Raw genomic sequence first — 15,102 nt, forward strand, 5'->3', positions numbered from 1 at the left:
TGGAGCGCCGCAAGGCGATGCGCTTTCGGAATCCCATCGCCTCGCAAGCGATGCCGGAAGCGAAACGAACACAAGGTGCGCCTCGCGGCGCTCCATGCCCCTCAAAGTTTGGGGCGCGAACGAGGCAGGCCTCGCGCGCGCTGTGAGGGGCAAAACTAAAAGCTCACCTCGCGCGATGCGCGAGAACGAATTCGCGTGGCTGTTTGAAAATTGAATCGGAATACAATGTGACAAACGCTGTCACATCACACTCAATCGCCGTCCACCCTCACTCAAAATCCTTGCGCGGATTCATCGGATGCTGGTCGCGCCATTTCTCCATCAGCGCTTCGAGTTCCGCATCGTTGGCGTCAGGCAACACGATGCGGGTTGTGACGTACAGATCGCCGAACCCGTCGGCACCCGATGCACCCTTGATCGGCATCCCCTTGCCCTTGAGGCGAAACGTCCGGCCCGATGAGGTATTCTTCGGAATCGAAAGCTGCACCGCGCCGTCGAGCGTCGGCACGCGCACCTTCGCGCCGAGGACGGCTTCGTACAGCGTGACCGGCAGATCGAGACGCAGATCGTTGCCGTCAATCTTGAAGTAAGGATGCGGCGCGATGTTCACCGTGATCAGCACATCGCCGGGACGATGACCGGGCGCGGTTTCGCCCTGCCCCTTAAGGCGGATCTGCTGACCGGCGGCGACACCTGCCGGAATCTTGACATTGAGTTCCTTGCCGGTCGGCAGACGGACACGCCGCGTCGCGCCGTTGATGGCCTCTTCAAGAGCGACCGTCATCGTAACGGCGACATCGAGATCGGTGGCGAACGGCGTGTCGTACTCGAACGTGCTCGCGCCGCCGCGCGGTCCGCCGCCCATTCCGGCAGCGCCGGCCTGGCCGCCGAACATGCTCTTGAGGATGTCCTCAAACGCGCCGCCGCTGGCGAAACCGCCTGCGCCGGGTCCACCCGGATGTCCGCCAGTGCGGAAGGAATATTCGAAGCCGCCCGGCCCCGCGCGGCGTCCGCCGCCGCCCCCGGGGAAGCCGCCCTCGAAACCCTGAAACTTCGGTTTGCCCTCGGCATCGATCTCGCCGCGATCGAACTGCTTGCGTTTGTCCTCGTCGCCGAGGATTTCGTTCGCCATGTTGAGTTCGGAAAAGCGTTCAGCCGCTTTGGGGTCGCCCTTGTTGGCATCGGGGTGGTGCTTCTTGGCGAGCTTGCGATAGGCGCTCTTGATCGCCGCAGCAGTGGCACCCCGCTGCACCCCCAGGACCTCATAGGGGTCGCGCATTCGTTCGGTCTCCTTACAGGAATTCAGGTTCGGGCCGACCGGCCCTTTGCCCTGATGTGGTGTTTTCGTGACAATCCCGCAACGGGTTTCATCCGGAACGGTGTCGAAACTACAAACGTTGCGGCGGTTCTGGCCGGACGTTCAGGCGGCCTAGCTGCGCTTCCAGGGCTTCATGTTGCGGATTTCCCAGGGGCCCTTGCCCTGCTGGCAGGCCTCGCCTTGCAGCCAGCCTTCATTGGCACCGCGCACATAGCTGGCAAGGAAGTCCCGGCAAGTGCGCCCCTCGGACGTATATGTCGAGGCCAGCGGCGTGACCGACCCCCGCGCGCCGGTTTCGGGATTTTCCCAGGGCTGGCTGACGTCCTTCTGGCCGCGGGTCAGCACATCGGACGCGGCGTTGCGCGCCAGCGCGAGGTCGGCATCGGTGAGGTTGGTGTCGTCGTGAGAGCGGATCATCGGGCCGATCGAGCCGGTGACGTCCGAAACATCGTCCTTTTTGGCGTCCTTGCCGAAGGGGCCCATGCTGCATCCCCCGGCCGAGCAGCCGAGAGCCACCAGCACAGCAGCGGTGACAAGCCCGATCGGCGATAGGCCGCGGCTCTCGCGTACCCTATATAGGGAACGCTCGATAACACGCTTGGCACGAAGAGGCGCCAGGGTACGCAACCGGATACTCCAGACATGAACGGTCCGAACACCATCAAAACCCCAGGTGAGTTAATTTCCGGTGATTTCACCGCGGCCGACGAGCCTTTTGGGCTGTTTGCGGTGTGGTTTGCCGAGGCGGTGAAGTCCGAACCGAACGATCCCAATGCCATGGCGCTGGCCACCGTGGACGGCGACGGGCTCCCGGACGTCCGGATGGTCCTGCTGAAGGGCTTTGATACCGCCGGTTTCGTGTTTTACAGCCATATCGACAGCGCCAAGGGCCGGGAGCTTGCCACTACCCCCAAGGCCGCGCTGCTGTTCCACTGGAAATCGCTGCGGCGGCAGGTCCGCATCCGCGGCGCCGTCAGCCGGGTCACCGACGCCGAGGCCGATGCCTATTTCGCGACCCGGCCGAAGCAGGCGCAGATCGGCGCCTGGGCCAGCAAACAGTCGCAGCCGCTGGAAAGCCGGATGGCGTTCGAGAAAGCCATCGCGATCAATACCGCGAAGTACGCCATTGGCGAGGTCCCCCGCCCCCCCGGCTGGAGCGGATGGCGCATCACGCCGCAAGCGATCGAATTCTGGCACGACCGCCCCTTCCGCCTGCACGACCGCATCGAATTCCGCCGCGCGGCACCCGATGCCGAATGGAGCAAGACGCGGCTCTATCCGTAACTGATGTCCTGAACGCTAACGCCCGAAGGCGAGACCCTCATTCATGCCGACTTCAACTCCCGCCGACTCCAACGCGCCCAAGCGCACCTTGCTGCTGACCGGCGCCAGCCGCGGCATCGGCCACGCCACCGTGATCCGCTTTTCCAGCGCAGGCTGGCGCGTCATCACCTGTTCGCGTCATCCGTTTCCCGAGCAATGCCCCTGGGACGCCGGCCCCGAAGATCATATCCAGGTCGACCTTTCCGATCACAAGGACACGGCACGCGCCATCGATGAAATCCGCGAGCGGCTCGAGGGCGGCGTACTGCATGCGCTGGTCAACAACGCAGCAATCTCGCCCAAGGGTGACGGCGGCGCGCGCATGGGATCGATCGACACCGATGTCGATGTCTGGAGCCATGTGTTCCGCGTCAACTTCTTCGCGCCGGTGATGCTGGCACGCGGTCTGATTGAAGAGCTGAAAGCCGCGAAAGGATCGGTGGTCAACGTGACATCGATCGCGGGCTCGCGCGTACATCCGTTCGCGGGCGCAGCCTATGCGACATCGAAAGCGGCGCTCGCTGCGCTGACGCGGGAGATGGCGTCGGACTTCGGCCGCGTCGGGGTGCGCGTCAACGCGATCGCACCGGGCGAGATCGACACGTCGATCCTGTCACCGGGCACCGACAAGATCGTTCACGAACAGATCCCGATGCACCGGCTCGGCACACCGGATGAAGTCGCGAAGATCATCTACGTGCTGTGCACCGAAACCAGTTCGTACGTGAACGGCGCCGAGATTCACATCAACGGCGGACAGCACGTGTAGGCATCGACAAAAAGAAAGAGCGGAGCCGACGCCCCGCTCTTTTGTTTGTCTCGCCGCAAAATCAGACGACGTTGATCTTCACGTCGAGATTGTTGCGGGTTGCGTTGGAGTACGGGCAGACCTGATGCGCGGTGGCAACCAGCTTCTCCGCGTCGGCACGAGCAACGCCCGGCAGCGCCACGGTCAGCGCGACATCGAGGCCGAAGCCGCCTTCCGAACGCGGGCCGATGCCCACATCAGCCGTAACCGTCGTATCCGCCGGCACTTTGACGCCGACCGTTCCCGAAACCGCCTTCATCGCGCCGATGAAACAGGCCGAATAGCCGGCCGCGAAAAGCTGCTCGGGATTGTTGCCCGGTCCGCCGCCGCCACCGAGTTCCTTCGGGGTCGCAAGATTGACCTGAAACGTGCCGTCCGTGGTCGAGGCTTTGCCATCGCGGCCGCCGGTTGCTGTGGCCTGGGTGCGATAAAGAACTTTGGTAGGCATTGGATTTTCTCCTGGGATTTCACTCGAAAAGCGGACCAACAACTCTGCGCTGCCTCCCGCCGGGGAACTGAACAAGGTCATTTATATCGTGCACGATATAATCGCGCAACCTATATTTTGAATGGCAGCCTTGCAAAAATGCGTTGCGCGATTCAATCGCGCGCGCCTTAAATAGATGTGATCCCTTGCTGAAACACTTTTGAGGACAGGCCATGGCCGCCCGACCAACTGCGGACGATCTGCTGAAGATCGATAATTTCGTCTGCTTCGCCCTTTACTCGGCGGGGCACGCTTTCACACGGCTATACAAGGCCCTGCTCGACCCGCTGGGGCTGACCTATCCGCAGTATCTGGTGATGGCTGTGCTCTGGGAGAAAGACGGCAGAACGGTCGGCGAGATCGGCGAGAAGCTCTTGCTGGAATCGAGCACGCTCACTCCCCTGCTCAAACGGCTTGAAACCGCGGGCATGGTCCGCCGGACACGCGATCAGGACGACGAACGGGTTGTAAGAATTCAACTCACGCCTAAGGGCGCAGAGCTGAAGCAGAAGGCAATCGAGATTCCGCAAGCGATCGGCTGCTCTACCAACCTCACGATTCCCGAAGTGATGAAGCTGACCGCCGATATCAAGGCGCTGCGCGAAAAGCTGCTCGCCGCGCAGGCGGCGTAGCTTAACCGGCCTTCCTCTGTCGCGCAGTCGAGCGGCCTGCCTTCTTCGCGGCGGGACGTGGCTCGGCTCGCGACGCGCGTACCGGACGCTGCGCGGGCGTCTTGCCCTTCAGACTCTGCTTCAGGGCATCCATCAGGCTGATCACGTTGTCGGCCTTCGCCGGCTTCTCGACAGACTTGATGGTCTTGCCGGCTGCCTTCTGCTTGACCAGTGCTTTCAGCGCGTTTTCGTACTCGTCCTCGAATTTTGAGGCGTCGAAGTTCGCGGCCTTGCTGTCGAGAATATGCGCGGCGAGCTCGACCATGTCCTTCGAGATTTTCGGCGTCTTGATATCGGCGAAGTAGTCTTCCTCGCTGCGAACTTCATAGGCATAACGCAGCGTCGTTGCGAGCAAGCCCTTGCCGAGCGGCTCGATCGCCACGATACGTTCGCGATTTGATAAAACGACGCGGGCGAGCGCCACGCGATCCTGATCCTTCATCGCATCGCGGATCACCGCAAAGGCATCGAGGCCGGCATTGCCGTCCGGAACCATGTAATAGGGACTGTCCAGATATCTGCGGTCGATCTCGTCGCGCGGGACGAAGTTGTCGATGTCGATGGTGTGGTTGCTCTCGAGCTGAACAGCTTCCAACTCTTCCTTCTCGATCTGGACGTACTCGCCCTTGCTGACTTCGTAGCCGCGGCCCTTCTGTTCTTTCTCGACCACTTCGCCGGTCTCGGAATCCACCATCTGCTGCTTCAGCCGGTTTCCTGTCTCGGTGTTGATCATGTGAAAGCGGGTTCGTTCGACCGTGGTCGAGGCGGGATAGAGCGCCACCGGGCAAGTGACCAGCGACAGCTTCAGCGAACCCTTCCAGTACGCACGCGGCAACATCGGCGACCTCCAACTCAAACGCATACCCGGGACGGAACCCCAACAGGAGCCGCAGGTTTTGGTTCCTGAACTCCCGCCTGGTGGCGCATGATACAATTGTTCCGCGTTTATTGCATCGTTGGGAATGCCTCGCCGTGGCCCAAAAAAAACTTAAGGTTTACCGAACAAAACGTGATTTCACCAAGACGGCCGAGCCGAGCGGCCGTACCCCTGTGGCGCCGGCCAAGGCGCGACGTTTTGTCATTCAGAAGCACGATGCGACGCGGCTGCACTACGACCTGCGGCTGGAGTTCGGCGGCGTGTTCAAGTCATGGGCGGTCACGCGTGGCCCGTCCCTCGACCCGAAAGACAAGCGCCTGGCCGTCGAAGTGGAAGATCATCCGCTCGACTACGGCGATTTTGAAGGCACCATTCCCAAGGGCCAGTATGGCGGCGGCACCGTGATGATCTGGGATCGCGGCTACTGGCTGTCGGACGATCCCGACCGCGGCTTCAAGAAAGGCGATCTCAAATTTGCGCTGGAAGGCGGCAAGCTCCACGGCGAATGGGTGCTGGTGCGGATGAAGCACGACCGCAACGGCGGCAAGCGGACCAACTGGCTGCTGATCAAGCACCGCGACGAATACGCCCGCGAAGGCAAGGCAAACAACATTCTCGACGACGACACGTCCGTCGCATCAAGCCGCACCATGGCCGAGATCGCGGCCGGCAAGGGCCGAGGTCCTACACCGTTCATGACACGGAAATCCAGGCGAGCGGATGCTGTGTGGGATTCGAACAAAGGTCTCGCGGCTGGCGAACGCAGCAAGAAGAACCCAACCAGGACGCCCGCTACAAAGGAGAAGCCTGCAGCCAAGAACGCAAAGGCAAATGCCGTTGCAAAGCTCCCTGATTTTATTGAACCGCAATTGTGCGCTTCGGTCGACAATCCTCCCTCCGGCGGCAACTGGGTGCACGAGATCAAGTTTGACGGCTACCGGGTCCAGATGCGGATCGAGAACGGCGAAGTGACGCTGAGGACGCGCAAAGGTCTCGACTGGACCGGAAAATTCTCGGCGATCGCCAAACAGGCAGCGAAGCTTCCCGACGCCATCATCGACGGCGAGATCGTTGCGCTGGATCACGAAGGCCGTCCGAGTTTTGCCTCGTTACAGGCGGCGCTGTCCGACGAGAAGACGGATAATCTGATTTTCTTTGCGTTCGACCTCCTGTTCGCGGAAGGTGAAGATTTGCGGCCGCTTTCACTGTCGGAGCGCAAGAAACAACTGCGGCTCCTGCTCGATGGCAAGCGCAAGCGCGATGAAGGAACCATCCGCTACGTGGAGCATTTCGAATCCAACGGCAACGCCATCATGGAATCCGCGCGCGCGCTGTCGCTCGAGGGCATCGTGTCGAAGAAAGTCACAGCACCCTATCGCTCAGGACGCTCCGATAGCTGGACCAAGGCGAAGGTCCGCGCCGGACATGAGGTTGTGATCGGCGGGTGGAAAAGCAACGGCGGTAAATTCCGCTCGCTGATGGTTGGCGTGCCGCGCAACGGTCACCTCGCCTATGTCGGCGTCGTCGGCACAGGCTACGGACAGGCCACGGTCAAGCGGATCATGCCCGACCTGAAGGCCAACGCAGCGGCAAAAAGCCCCTTCGGCGGCGAAGGCGCGCCTAAAAAGACATCTGACATGCACTGGCTGAAACCGGAGCTCGTGGCCGAGATCGAGTTCGCCGGCTGGACCGGGGACAACATGGTCCGGCAGGCTGCGTTCAAGGGATTACGCAAGGACAAATCGGCAAGCGAGGTAACCGCAGACAAGCCCGCCAGGACGCATGTCGCGACGTTGTCCGCGAAGACGAACGGCAAGACTCCTGCCGCACGCGGCGCCGCCTCGCGCGGTGGCGACAACACCGTCATGGGCGTCACGATCTCCAATCCCGACAAGGCGATGTGGCCTGATGGCGGCGACGGCGAGCCTGTCACCAAGCTCGACCTCGCTCGCTACATGGAAGAGGTCGGCGACAAGCTGATCGCGCATATCAAGGGCCGGCCCTGCTCGATCATTCGCGCGCCCGATGGAATCGGCGGCGAGACCTTCTTTCAACGCCATGCCATGGCCGGCATGTCGAAATTGCTCGATCTGGTGAAGGTCTCCGGCGATAAAAAGCCGTATGTGCAGATCGATCGCGTCGAGGGTCTTGTCGCGGTGGCACAGATCGGCGGACTCGAACTGCATCCCTGGAACTGTGCACCGGATGAGCCCGATGTGCCTGGACGGTTGGTGTTCGATCTCGATCCATCGCCCGATGTCGCATTCTCCGCTGTGGTCGACGCGGCACGCGAGATGCGCGAACGATTGACGGATCTCGGGCTGGAAAGCTTCTGCAAGACCACCGGCGGCAAAGGGCTGCATGTCGTCACCCCGCTGAAGGACGCGAAGAAGGACAGGATCGACTGGAAGACTGCCAAGGCGTTCGCCCAGGCGGTGTGTCAGCAGATGGCCGCGGATAGCCCCGAGCACTATCTGCTGAACATGTCGAAGAAGCAGCGCGAGGGCAAAATCTTCCTCGATTATCTGCGCAACGACCGCACGTCGACGGCAGTGGCGCCGCTGTCGCCGCGCGCACGCATCGGGGCGCCGGTGTCGATGCCAATGACATGGGCGCAGGTGCGCAGCGATCTCGATCCGATGAAATACACGCTGCGCACGGTGCCAGCACTGCTCGCGAAGACCAAGGCATGGGCCGACTACGACAGCGCCTCGCGGCCGATCAAGGCGGCGATTGCGAAGCTTGCGAAATAGCTACGTGGCCAGAATTACAGCCACCGCTTCCACTTGAAGAACAGATACGGCCCGATCGCCGCGACAAGCATTGCGATGAGCGCGGATGGATAACCCCAAGGCTGCTCCAGTTCCGGCATCATCTTGAAGTTCATGCCGTAGATCGACGCGATCAGCGTCGGCGGCATCAGCACCACCGCCATCACCGAGAACAGCTTGATGATGTTGTTCTGCTCGAGATTGACAACGCCGAGCATGGCATCGAGCACAAAGGTGATCTTGTTCGACAGGTAAGAGGCGTGGTCCGTCAGCGATGACACGTCGCGCTGGAGCGTCTTAAACTGCGCCTTCTGTTCCTTGCTCCAGCGCCCGGCATCGGTCTCGACCGTGACGAAGGAAATCAGCCGCCCGATCGAAACAAGGCTTTCACGGACCTTCGAGGTGAGATCGCCCTTCTTGCCGATGGTCAGCAGAATTTGAGAATAGGTGCGCGCATGGCCGCGCTCGGCGGAAGGCTCGAAAATCTGCGACGAAACCGCATCTACATCAGCGCCGGCGCGCTCGAGAATATCAGCACAGCGATCAATCACGCCGTCGAGCAGTTCAAGCAGGACACCGTCGCCAGTAATGTTCGGCGAGCAGCTTCGCGCGAGTTTCGCCGCGATCAGCGAGAAGGGTTTCGGCTCGTCATACCGCACGGTGACAAGGCGATGATCGGTCAGGATGAACGTCACCGGCGTGGTGCGCGGGTTGCCTGAATCGGTTGCGCACATCAGGGTCGCCGTCATGTAGCGCGCGTTGTTTTCGATGTAGAGGCGGCTGGAAATCTCGATTTCCTGCATGTCTTCACGGGTTGGAATTTCGATTCCGACCAGCTTCTCGACCGCCTTGTCCTCGCCGGGCGAAGGCGTCTTGAGATCGATCCAGATCGCATCCGGCGGCAGCGCTTCGGCCTCGACCTTGTCGAACTTCTTCAGGGAAGTTGAGGTAGGAACGAAGACCGACAACATAGGCGACTCCCGGAATCTCTTTCGCAACCACGTGTCGTCTATCTGCTCTCAAAGCGCAATCTCTCCGATTCCTGTGCGTCCGGCGACAAGACATACAACTGTCATACGGGACCAGAGCAACTTGCCCCGGCAATTCTCCCGGTGGCATGGCGCGAACGGCCGTGGCTGTTTATCGATCTCACAGACCGCATAACGAGGATGTGATCGATTTCCTAACGGGCAACCGCCTCATGGAAGCATCGATTCGCCGGACACCTAGGAAATGCCATTCCCCAAAAGGCCATTCGGGACGGGTCGGGAGGCCGGGAATCCACACCTTGCCAAGCCTTTGGGCAGCTCGCGGCCTAATCGCCCCTTCGCCTGAGGCGCAAATGCCACAGGTAGCGTGCTGCATGGCAAAACCGGCATGGAACGGCTGGAAAAACGACACGTTTCAGCGCAAATAAGGGGTAACGAAATCGGAAGCATCTTCCGGCTAGATTTGGTGTGAAGACACACCCCCGCGCCCATTTTGGAACTTCGGAATGTCCTCGCTCGGCTCAAAAATTATCGTTCTCCTCGCGGGTCTTTCGCTCGCCGGTTGCATGCAGGCGACATCGGCCACTTACGAGAAGTCTCCGGAGGCGAGCCTGAAGCCTCGCGACAAGGAGCTTCTGGCCAAGGCGCGATATGAGAAGGTGCCGGTTGCGGAGCCGTTCCGGCGTGCGATCGTCAACTATCATCGCAAGGAATCGCCGGGCTCCATCGTCGTGGATTCCGACAATCATTACCTCTATTACGTCCTCGATGGCGGCAAGGCGATCCGCTACGGCATCACCGTTGGCGAAGAAGCGCTCGCGTTCTCCGGCATCGCCCGCGTCGGCAACATGCAGGAGTGGCCGAAGTGGACCCCGACCGCGGACATCCACAAGCGCATCGAGGGCTTGCCGCAGTCGGTGCCCGGCGGCCCGGACAATCCGCTCGGCGCCCGTGCGCTCTATCTCTATCAGGGTAACCGCGACACGCTGTTCCGCATTCACGGCACCAACCAGCCGGAATATATCGGCGCATCGATTTCGTCGGGCTGCATCCGCATGACCAACGAGGACGTGATCGACCTCTATAGCCGCGCCAAGCAGGGCACGGTGGTGGTGGTGCTCGATCCGAAGCAGGGTGACTCGCCCTACAATTCAAAGATGGCGCTGCAAGGCGCCGGCGGCGGAGCGGGTTCGTTCTAAGCTTCGCTGAATTAACCAGATCAAAAGCGCCGGTCAGTCCGGCGCTTTTTTATTGAGCGCCGCTCCGCCGGGACAACTTGCCACGCGGCTTCGCAGGCGCCGCCGGCTTGCCGTCATCGTCCTCTGAAGCGGCCTCCGGTGCGGCCTCGGATGGCTTTCCGGATGCTGCCTTCTCTTCCGCAGTCGGACGCGGCGGAGCTTCCTCGGGCCGCTCAGCCGGCATCAATGGCGCGATGGCCGGCAGCGGATCATAGACGCCCCACTGGCACAGTTTGTAGTTGCCGCGCCGTTGGGCCAGATCGAGATGGATGTGGTCCTCGTGATACCAGTCCGAACCCGGCCCAAGCACTGTGGTAAAACGTGTGCAGACCGAGGCCAGCACCTTCTCGCGAATGTCGCGTGACTCGGTGCGATCGGTCAGCGACAGCTTCCCGCCGTTTGCGAATGTCACGCCTCTGATGTCCAGCGCGTTGGCGAGTCCATGCTCCGAGAGCTTCGCGCCCCGGACACGGTTGCGGCCACGGCATTCGAAGGAATCGAAGTTGTCCAGCTCGCTGATGGTCGTACCCAGCTTCGCCGCCAACGGCACCATGTCGGTGCGAATCCAGTCCGCAACCGCGGCAGCCATCGTACAGCGCAGGATTGCCGCAGGCTTCAGCGCCACCCGCTGGGTCGGAGACACCACAATCGCCTCAAGGCGCACAAGATCTTCACCGCCGCATCCGCCGGGGCCTTTGATGGCCGGAATCGAAGGCGCAATCGCGATATCTTCGGTCAGCGCCTTCCTGCAAGCCGACGGTTCAGGCGCCTTGGCCCCCGCGGGCTCTTGCGATGGCATCGCCTGACCGGCCGCGCCTCCCTCCGGCTCAACCGCGGAGGGCGCATCGGCAGGCCGCGGCCGCGGCAACGGCACATTGGCTCTTGCCTCCAGCGAAGCTGCGCAGGTAAGGACCACCGCCGACGCCAAAATAACGAGCACCGGCAGTAACCCGCCGGTGGCATGCCAGTCAGAAGGCCATTTGCGGGCCGCATGGTCCGCGCTAATGTTCATTCCAATCCCTTCGGGGAGCACAGATCACCGACAAAAAGAACGTCTTGAGGAGGGAATACCGAATGCTTGGATTGATGCAAAATTGGCCCCTGTTGTGTCATCGGATTATCGACCACGCAGCGGCGATTCACGGCAAGCAGGAAGTCGTGACGCGATCGGTCGAAGGGCCCATTCATCGCACCAATTATGCTGAAATTCGCGCGCGCGCCCTGAAAGTCGGCCAGCAGCTCGACAAGCACGGCATCAAGATCGGCGACCGCGTCGCCACCATCGCATGGAACACCTGGCGTCATCTCGAAGCATGGTACGGCATCATGGGCATCGGCGCCATTTGCCATACCGTCAATCCGCGGCTGTTCCCGGATCAGATCGTCTGGATCGTCAATCATGCGCAGGACCGCATCATGATGACCGATCTCACGTTCGTGCCGCTGCTGGAAAAAATCGCCGACCAGATGCCGTCCGTTGAACGCTACATCGTGTTCACCGACAAGGCTCACATGCCGCAGACCACGCTGAAGAACGTGATCTCCTATGAAGAGTGGATCGCCGAGGTCGATGGCAATTTCCAGTGGAAGGAGTTCGACGAGAACACCGCCGCCGCGATGTGCTACACCTCCGGCACCACCGGCGATCCGAAGGGCGTGCTGTACTCGCATCGCTCGAATGTCCTCCACGCGCTGATGGCCAACAACACCGACGCACTCGGCACCCGCGCCAGCGACACCATGCTGCCGGTGGTGCCGCTGTTCCACGCCAACAGCTGGGGCATCGCGTTCTCCGCACCCACCATGGGCACCAAGCTGGTGATGCCGGGCGCCAAGCTCGACGGCGCGTCGGTCTATGAGCTGTTGTCCACCGAGAAGGTCACCTATACCGCCGGCGTGCCGACGGTGTGGCTGATGTTGCTGCAATACATGGCGGCCGAGAAGAAGACCCTGCCCGACCTCAAGGTCGTGATCTGCGGCGGATCGGCGATGCCGCGCTCCATGATCAAGGCATTCGTCGACATGGGATGCGAAGTCCGGCACGCCTGGGGTATGACCGAAATGAGCCCGATCGGTACGGTTGGCGCACTCAAGCCGCCGTTCGCGAATCTCACCGGCGAAGCAAGGCTCGATATCCTGCAGACACAGGGCTATCCGCCGTTCGCCGTGCAGATGAAGATCACCGACGATGCCGGCAAGGAACTGCCGTGGGACGGCAAGACTTTCGGCCGTCTCAAGGTGAGCGGACCGGCCGTCTCGAAGGCGTACTACCGCGTTGAGACGAATATTCTCGACGACAAGGGCTTCTTCGACACCGGCGACGTCGCGACCATCGACGCCGATGGCTATATGCGGATCACCGACCGCTCCAAGGATGTCATCAAGTCCGGCGGTGAGTGGATCTCATCGATCGACCTCGAAAACCTCGCGGTCGGCCATCCGAAGGTGCTGGAGGCCGCGGTGATCGGCGTCCATCATCCGAAGTGGGACGAGCGTCCGCTCTTGATCGTGCAGCTCAAGCCGGATCAGAAGGCGAACCGCGAAGAGATCCTGCAATACATGGACGGCAAGATCGCCAAGTGGTGGATGCCGGATGACGTGCAGTTCGTGGACGCCATTCCGCATACCGCCACCGGCAAGATCCTGAAAACCGCGCTGCGCGACCAGTTCAAGGACTACTCGTTCCCGACCGCAGCGGCTTAAGGTCGTCGGTCCGGCCCAACAGAATGCCCGGCCTTGTGCCGGGCATTTTCGTGACCGGTTCCCAAACGCGCTTCCCACTACCCCTGAAAATGCGTTAGTTGACCGGCGCGCCCGTTCAGTCCGGCGCCAGAATGGACAATCAAGGCATGGCCCGCCGAATTGCTGCCGCATACCAGATGGAGCCAATCTCCGCCCTTGCGTCGTGGTCGCGACGCCTCGCGGTGTTTTCGCTGATCGCCTCCATCGTTGCGGTCGTCATCGTCAGGTTCGGCGTGCTCGACTTCAAGCCGGCGCTGACAACGCTCTTCGGTGCGCTCGCCTTCGCCGGTCTTTCGATTCTGGTTGGCCTCGCCGCCTTCGCAGCCATCTGGCAGAACGGTTCACGCGGCATGAGCCGCATCCTGCTGGCCTTCCTGATCGATGCGGCAATCCTCGCCTACCCCGCCTATCTCGCTTTCCAGTATCGCGCGCTGCCGGCAATTCACGACATCACCACCGACCCGATCGACCCGCCCCGGTTCGAGGCATTGGCCCGGCTGCGCGCAGGCGACGGGGCGAACCCCGCCGTCTACGCGGGTCTCTATTCAGCCGAACAGCAGCGCACCGCATATCCCGACGTCGAGCCGATCAACATCGATGTGCCGGCGCAGAAGGCCTATGAGATGGCCCTGCGTCTGGTGAACCGGCACAAGTGGCTCGTGATCGACGAACGTCCACCCTTGCCGCCCCAGCGGATCGGCCGCATCGAGGCGGTCGCGCGCACGCCGGTCATGGGTTTCCGCGAGGATGTTGCGATCCGCATCACGCCGGACGGCGACAGCGCCCGCGTCGATATGCGCTCATCGTCGCGCTATTTCGAGCACGACCTCGGCTCCAACGCGGCCCGCATCACCAAGTTCGCAGAGGAACTCAATGATGCGGTGGATAATGCTCAGCCGGTCAAGAAGCTGATCACTCCGGCCAAGCCTCAGGCCAAGGGCGCGACCAAGCGATAGGTGCCATCGATGGTGGGATCGCCGTCGGTCGCCACCACATTGCGCGCGACCAGATCTTCAAGGTGCGCCAGCACTGAATAGCCCGCCGCACCCATCAGCCGTGGATCGATACCTATATAGCTCGCGCGCACGATGGTCGGAATATCCGCCTCACCCTTGGCCAGCCGATACAAAATCGACTCTTCGCGCGCCTTGCGGTGGCGGATGAGGAATTTCACAAACCGCACGGCGTCGGGAATTTCCGGACCGTGCCCGGAAAAGTAAAGCTGCTCGTCGCGACGGGTCAGTCGTTCGAGCGAGGCCATATAATCAACCATCGATCCGTCCGGCGGCGCGACGATGGACGTCGACCAGCCCATGACATGATCACCCACGAACATCAGCTTGCGCTCGGTCCATGCGAAAGCCATGTGGTTGGCGGTGTGTCCCGGCGTCGCAACGGCCTCAAGCTGCCAGCCCTCCCCGGTGACGATCTCACCGTCCTTCAGGATCACGTCCGGACGGAAGCCGTAGTCCGCGCCGGATTCCGTCGGCGCAAGCTCGCTGCCGTGACGCGGACGCGAGGCGCGATGCGGCCCCTCGGCATAAACCGTCGCACCAGTCGCGGCCTTGAGACGCGGCGTGCCCGGCGAATGGTCCTTGTGGGTGTGGGTGAGAAAAATATGGGTCACGGTCTCGCCGCGCACCGCATCAAGCAGCGCCTGTATGTGGGCTTCGTCAGCGGGACCCGGATCGATGATGGCGACGTTGCCCCTGCCGACGATGTAGCTCACCGTTCCAGTGAACGTGAACGGGCTGGGATTGTTGCACAACACCCGCCGCACACCGGGAACGACTTCGTCCACGACGCCGGGCGCGAGAGGAAAATCCCGGTTGAACGGAATATCTTCGTTATCGCTCAAGTTCAGCCCTCATCCGGCAC

14 protein-coding genes are annotated in these 15,102 nt (G+C 61.7%); 7 read left to right on the plus strand and 7 right to left on the minus strand.

The annotated features are described in order from the left end of the window. Positions 1-268: 268 nt before the first annotated feature. The gene (locus I554_RS0105140; protein WP_024576109.1) at positions 269-1,279 is read right to left on the minus strand and encodes a J domain-containing protein; all 1,011 of its coding nucleotides are present in this window, start codon (positions 1,277-1,279) and stop codon (positions 269-271) included. A 150-nt stretch (positions 1,280-1,429) separates the two neighbouring features. Further along, positions 1,430-1,945, minus strand: coding sequence for an RT0821/Lpp0805 family surface protein (locus I554_RS0105145; RefSeq protein ID WP_024576108.1), 516 nt, complete (start codon positions 1,943-1,945; stop codon positions 1,430-1,432). Positions 1,946-1,960: 15 nt separating this feature from the next. Here I554_RS0105145 and pdxH point away from each other — a divergent pair, with 15 nt between their 5' ends. Further along, positions 1,961-2,602, plus strand: coding sequence for a pyridoxamine 5'-phosphate oxidase (gene pdxH, locus I554_RS0105150; protein ID WP_024576107.1), 642 nt, complete (start codon positions 1,961-1,963; stop codon positions 2,600-2,602). 43 nt (positions 2,603-2,645) lie between these two features. Next, the gene (locus I554_RS0105155; protein WP_024576106.1) at positions 2,646-3,410 is read left to right on the plus strand and encodes an SDR family oxidoreductase; all 765 of its coding nucleotides are present in this window, start codon (positions 2,646-2,648) and stop codon (positions 3,408-3,410) included. A gap of 61 nt (positions 3,411-3,471) precedes the next feature. Here the strand turns inward: I554_RS0105155 and I554_RS0105160 are convergent, their stop codons facing one another. Next, positions 3,472-3,897, minus strand: coding sequence for an organic hydroperoxide resistance protein (locus tag I554_RS0105160; RefSeq protein ID WP_024576105.1), 426 nt, complete (start codon positions 3,895-3,897; stop codon positions 3,472-3,474). A 212-nt stretch (positions 3,898-4,109) separates the two neighbouring features. Between I554_RS0105160 and I554_RS0105165 the strand changes: the two genes are divergently transcribed. After that, entirely contained in the window at positions 4,110-4,568 is a 459-nt protein-coding gene (locus I554_RS0105165; RefSeq protein WP_024576104.1) for a MarR family transcriptional regulator, read from the plus strand. A 1-nt stretch (position 4,569) separates the two neighbouring features. On the opposite strand, the gene I554_RS0105170 is transcribed toward I554_RS0105165, so the two are convergent. Further along, complete coding sequence (locus I554_RS0105170; RefSeq protein ID WP_024576103.1) at positions 4,570-5,445, minus strand: Ku protein; 876 nt, start codon at positions 5,443-5,445, stop codon at positions 4,570-4,572. A 134-nt stretch (positions 5,446-5,579) separates the two neighbouring features. Between I554_RS0105170 and ligD the strand changes: the two genes are divergently transcribed. Then, a complete protein-coding gene (gene ligD, locus I554_RS0105175; protein WP_024576102.1) occupies positions 5,580-8,237 on the plus strand; it encodes a DNA ligase D in 2,658 nt (885 codons plus the stop codon). A gap of 14 nt (positions 8,238-8,251) precedes the next feature. Here ligD and I554_RS0105180 read toward each other — a convergent pair whose 3' ends face one another. Next, positions 8,252-9,226 carry a magnesium transporter CorA family protein gene (locus I554_RS0105180; RefSeq protein ID WP_024576101.1) on the minus strand — a complete coding sequence of 325 codons (975 nt, stop codon included), beginning with the start codon at positions 9,224-9,226 and terminating at the stop codon, positions 8,252-8,254. Positions 9,227-9,750: 524 nt separating this feature from the next. Here I554_RS0105180 and I554_RS0105185 point away from each other — a divergent pair. Continuing rightward, positions 9,751-10,443 (plus strand): L,D-transpeptidase, encoded by a 693-nt coding sequence (locus I554_RS0105185; protein WP_024576100.1) that lies wholly within the window; start codon positions 9,751-9,753, stop codon positions 10,441-10,443. Between the two features lie 49 nt (positions 10,444-10,492). Here I554_RS0105185 and I554_RS0105190 read toward each other — a convergent pair whose 3' ends face one another. After that, a complete protein-coding gene (locus tag I554_RS0105190; RefSeq protein ID WP_024576099.1) occupies positions 10,493-11,494 on the minus strand; it encodes an extensin family protein in 1,002 nt (333 codons plus the stop codon). Positions 11,495-11,556: 62 nt separating this feature from the next. On the opposite strand from I554_RS0105190, the gene I554_RS0105195 reads away from it, so the two are divergent. Next, complete coding sequence (locus tag I554_RS0105195; RefSeq protein WP_024576098.1) at positions 11,557-13,185, plus strand: fatty-acid--CoA ligase; 1,629 nt, start codon at positions 11,557-11,559, stop codon at positions 13,183-13,185. Positions 13,186-13,331: 146 nt separating this feature from the next. Then, positions 13,332-14,180, plus strand: coding sequence for a DUF1499 domain-containing protein (locus I554_RS0105200; protein WP_024576097.1), 849 nt, complete (start codon positions 13,332-13,334; stop codon positions 14,178-14,180). On the opposite strand, the gene I554_RS0105205 is transcribed toward I554_RS0105200, so the two are convergent. Next, positions 14,153-15,082: an MBL fold metallo-hydrolase gene (locus I554_RS0105205; protein ID WP_024576096.1), complete on the minus strand. Its 930-nt coding sequence runs from the start codon at positions 15,080-15,082 to the stop codon at positions 14,153-14,155. The two genes, I554_RS0105200 and I554_RS0105205, sit on opposite strands and share 28 nt — an antisense overlap. Positions 15,083-15,102 lie beyond the last annotated feature (20 nt).

Origin of the sequence: Afipia sp. OHSU_II-C1 (assembly GCF_000497575.1) — a bacterium.
Classification (GTDB): Bacteria; Pseudomonadota; Alphaproteobacteria; order Rhizobiales; family Xanthobacteraceae; genus Afipia.

Bases quoted from the DNA above. Each gene is read 5' to 3' on its own strand.
- I554_RS0105140 (WP_024576109.1), bottom strand. From the start codon at position 1,279: ATGCGCGACCCCTATGAGGTCCTGGGGGTGCAGCGGGGTGCCACTGCT.
- pdxH (WP_024576107.1), top strand. From the start codon at position 1,961: ATGAACGGTCCGAACACCATCAAAACCCCAGGTGAGTTAATTTCCGGT.
- I554_RS0105155 (WP_024576106.1), top strand. From the start codon at position 2,646: ATGCCGACTTCAACTCCCGCCGACTCCAACGCGCCCAAGCGCACCTTG.
- I554_RS0105160 (WP_024576105.1), bottom strand. From the start codon at position 3,897: ATGCCTACCAAAGTTCTTTATCGCACCCAGGCCACAGCAACCGGCGGC.
- I554_RS0105165 (WP_024576104.1), top strand. From the start codon at position 4,110: ATGGCCGCCCGACCAACTGCGGACGATCTGCTGAAGATCGATAATTTC.
- I554_RS0105170 (WP_024576103.1), bottom strand. From the start codon at position 5,445: ATGTTGCCGCGTGCGTACTGGAAGGGTTCGCTGAAGCTGTCGCTGGTC.
- I554_RS0105180 (WP_024576101.1), bottom strand. From the start codon at position 9,226: ATGTTGTCGGTCTTCGTTCCTACCTCAACTTCCCTGAAGAAGTTCGAC.
- I554_RS0105185 (WP_024576100.1), top strand. From the start codon at position 9,751: ATGTCCTCGCTCGGCTCAAAAATTATCGTTCTCCTCGCGGGTCTTTCG.
- I554_RS0105190 (WP_024576099.1), bottom strand. From the start codon at position 11,494: ATGAACATTAGCGCGGACCATGCGGCCCGCAAATGGCCTTCTGACTGG.
- I554_RS0105195 (WP_024576098.1), top strand. From the start codon at position 11,557: ATGCTTGGATTGATGCAAAATTGGCCCCTGTTGTGTCATCGGATTATC.
- I554_RS0105200 (WP_024576097.1), top strand. From the start codon at position 13,332: ATGGCCCGCCGAATTGCTGCCGCATACCAGATGGAGCCAATCTCCGCC.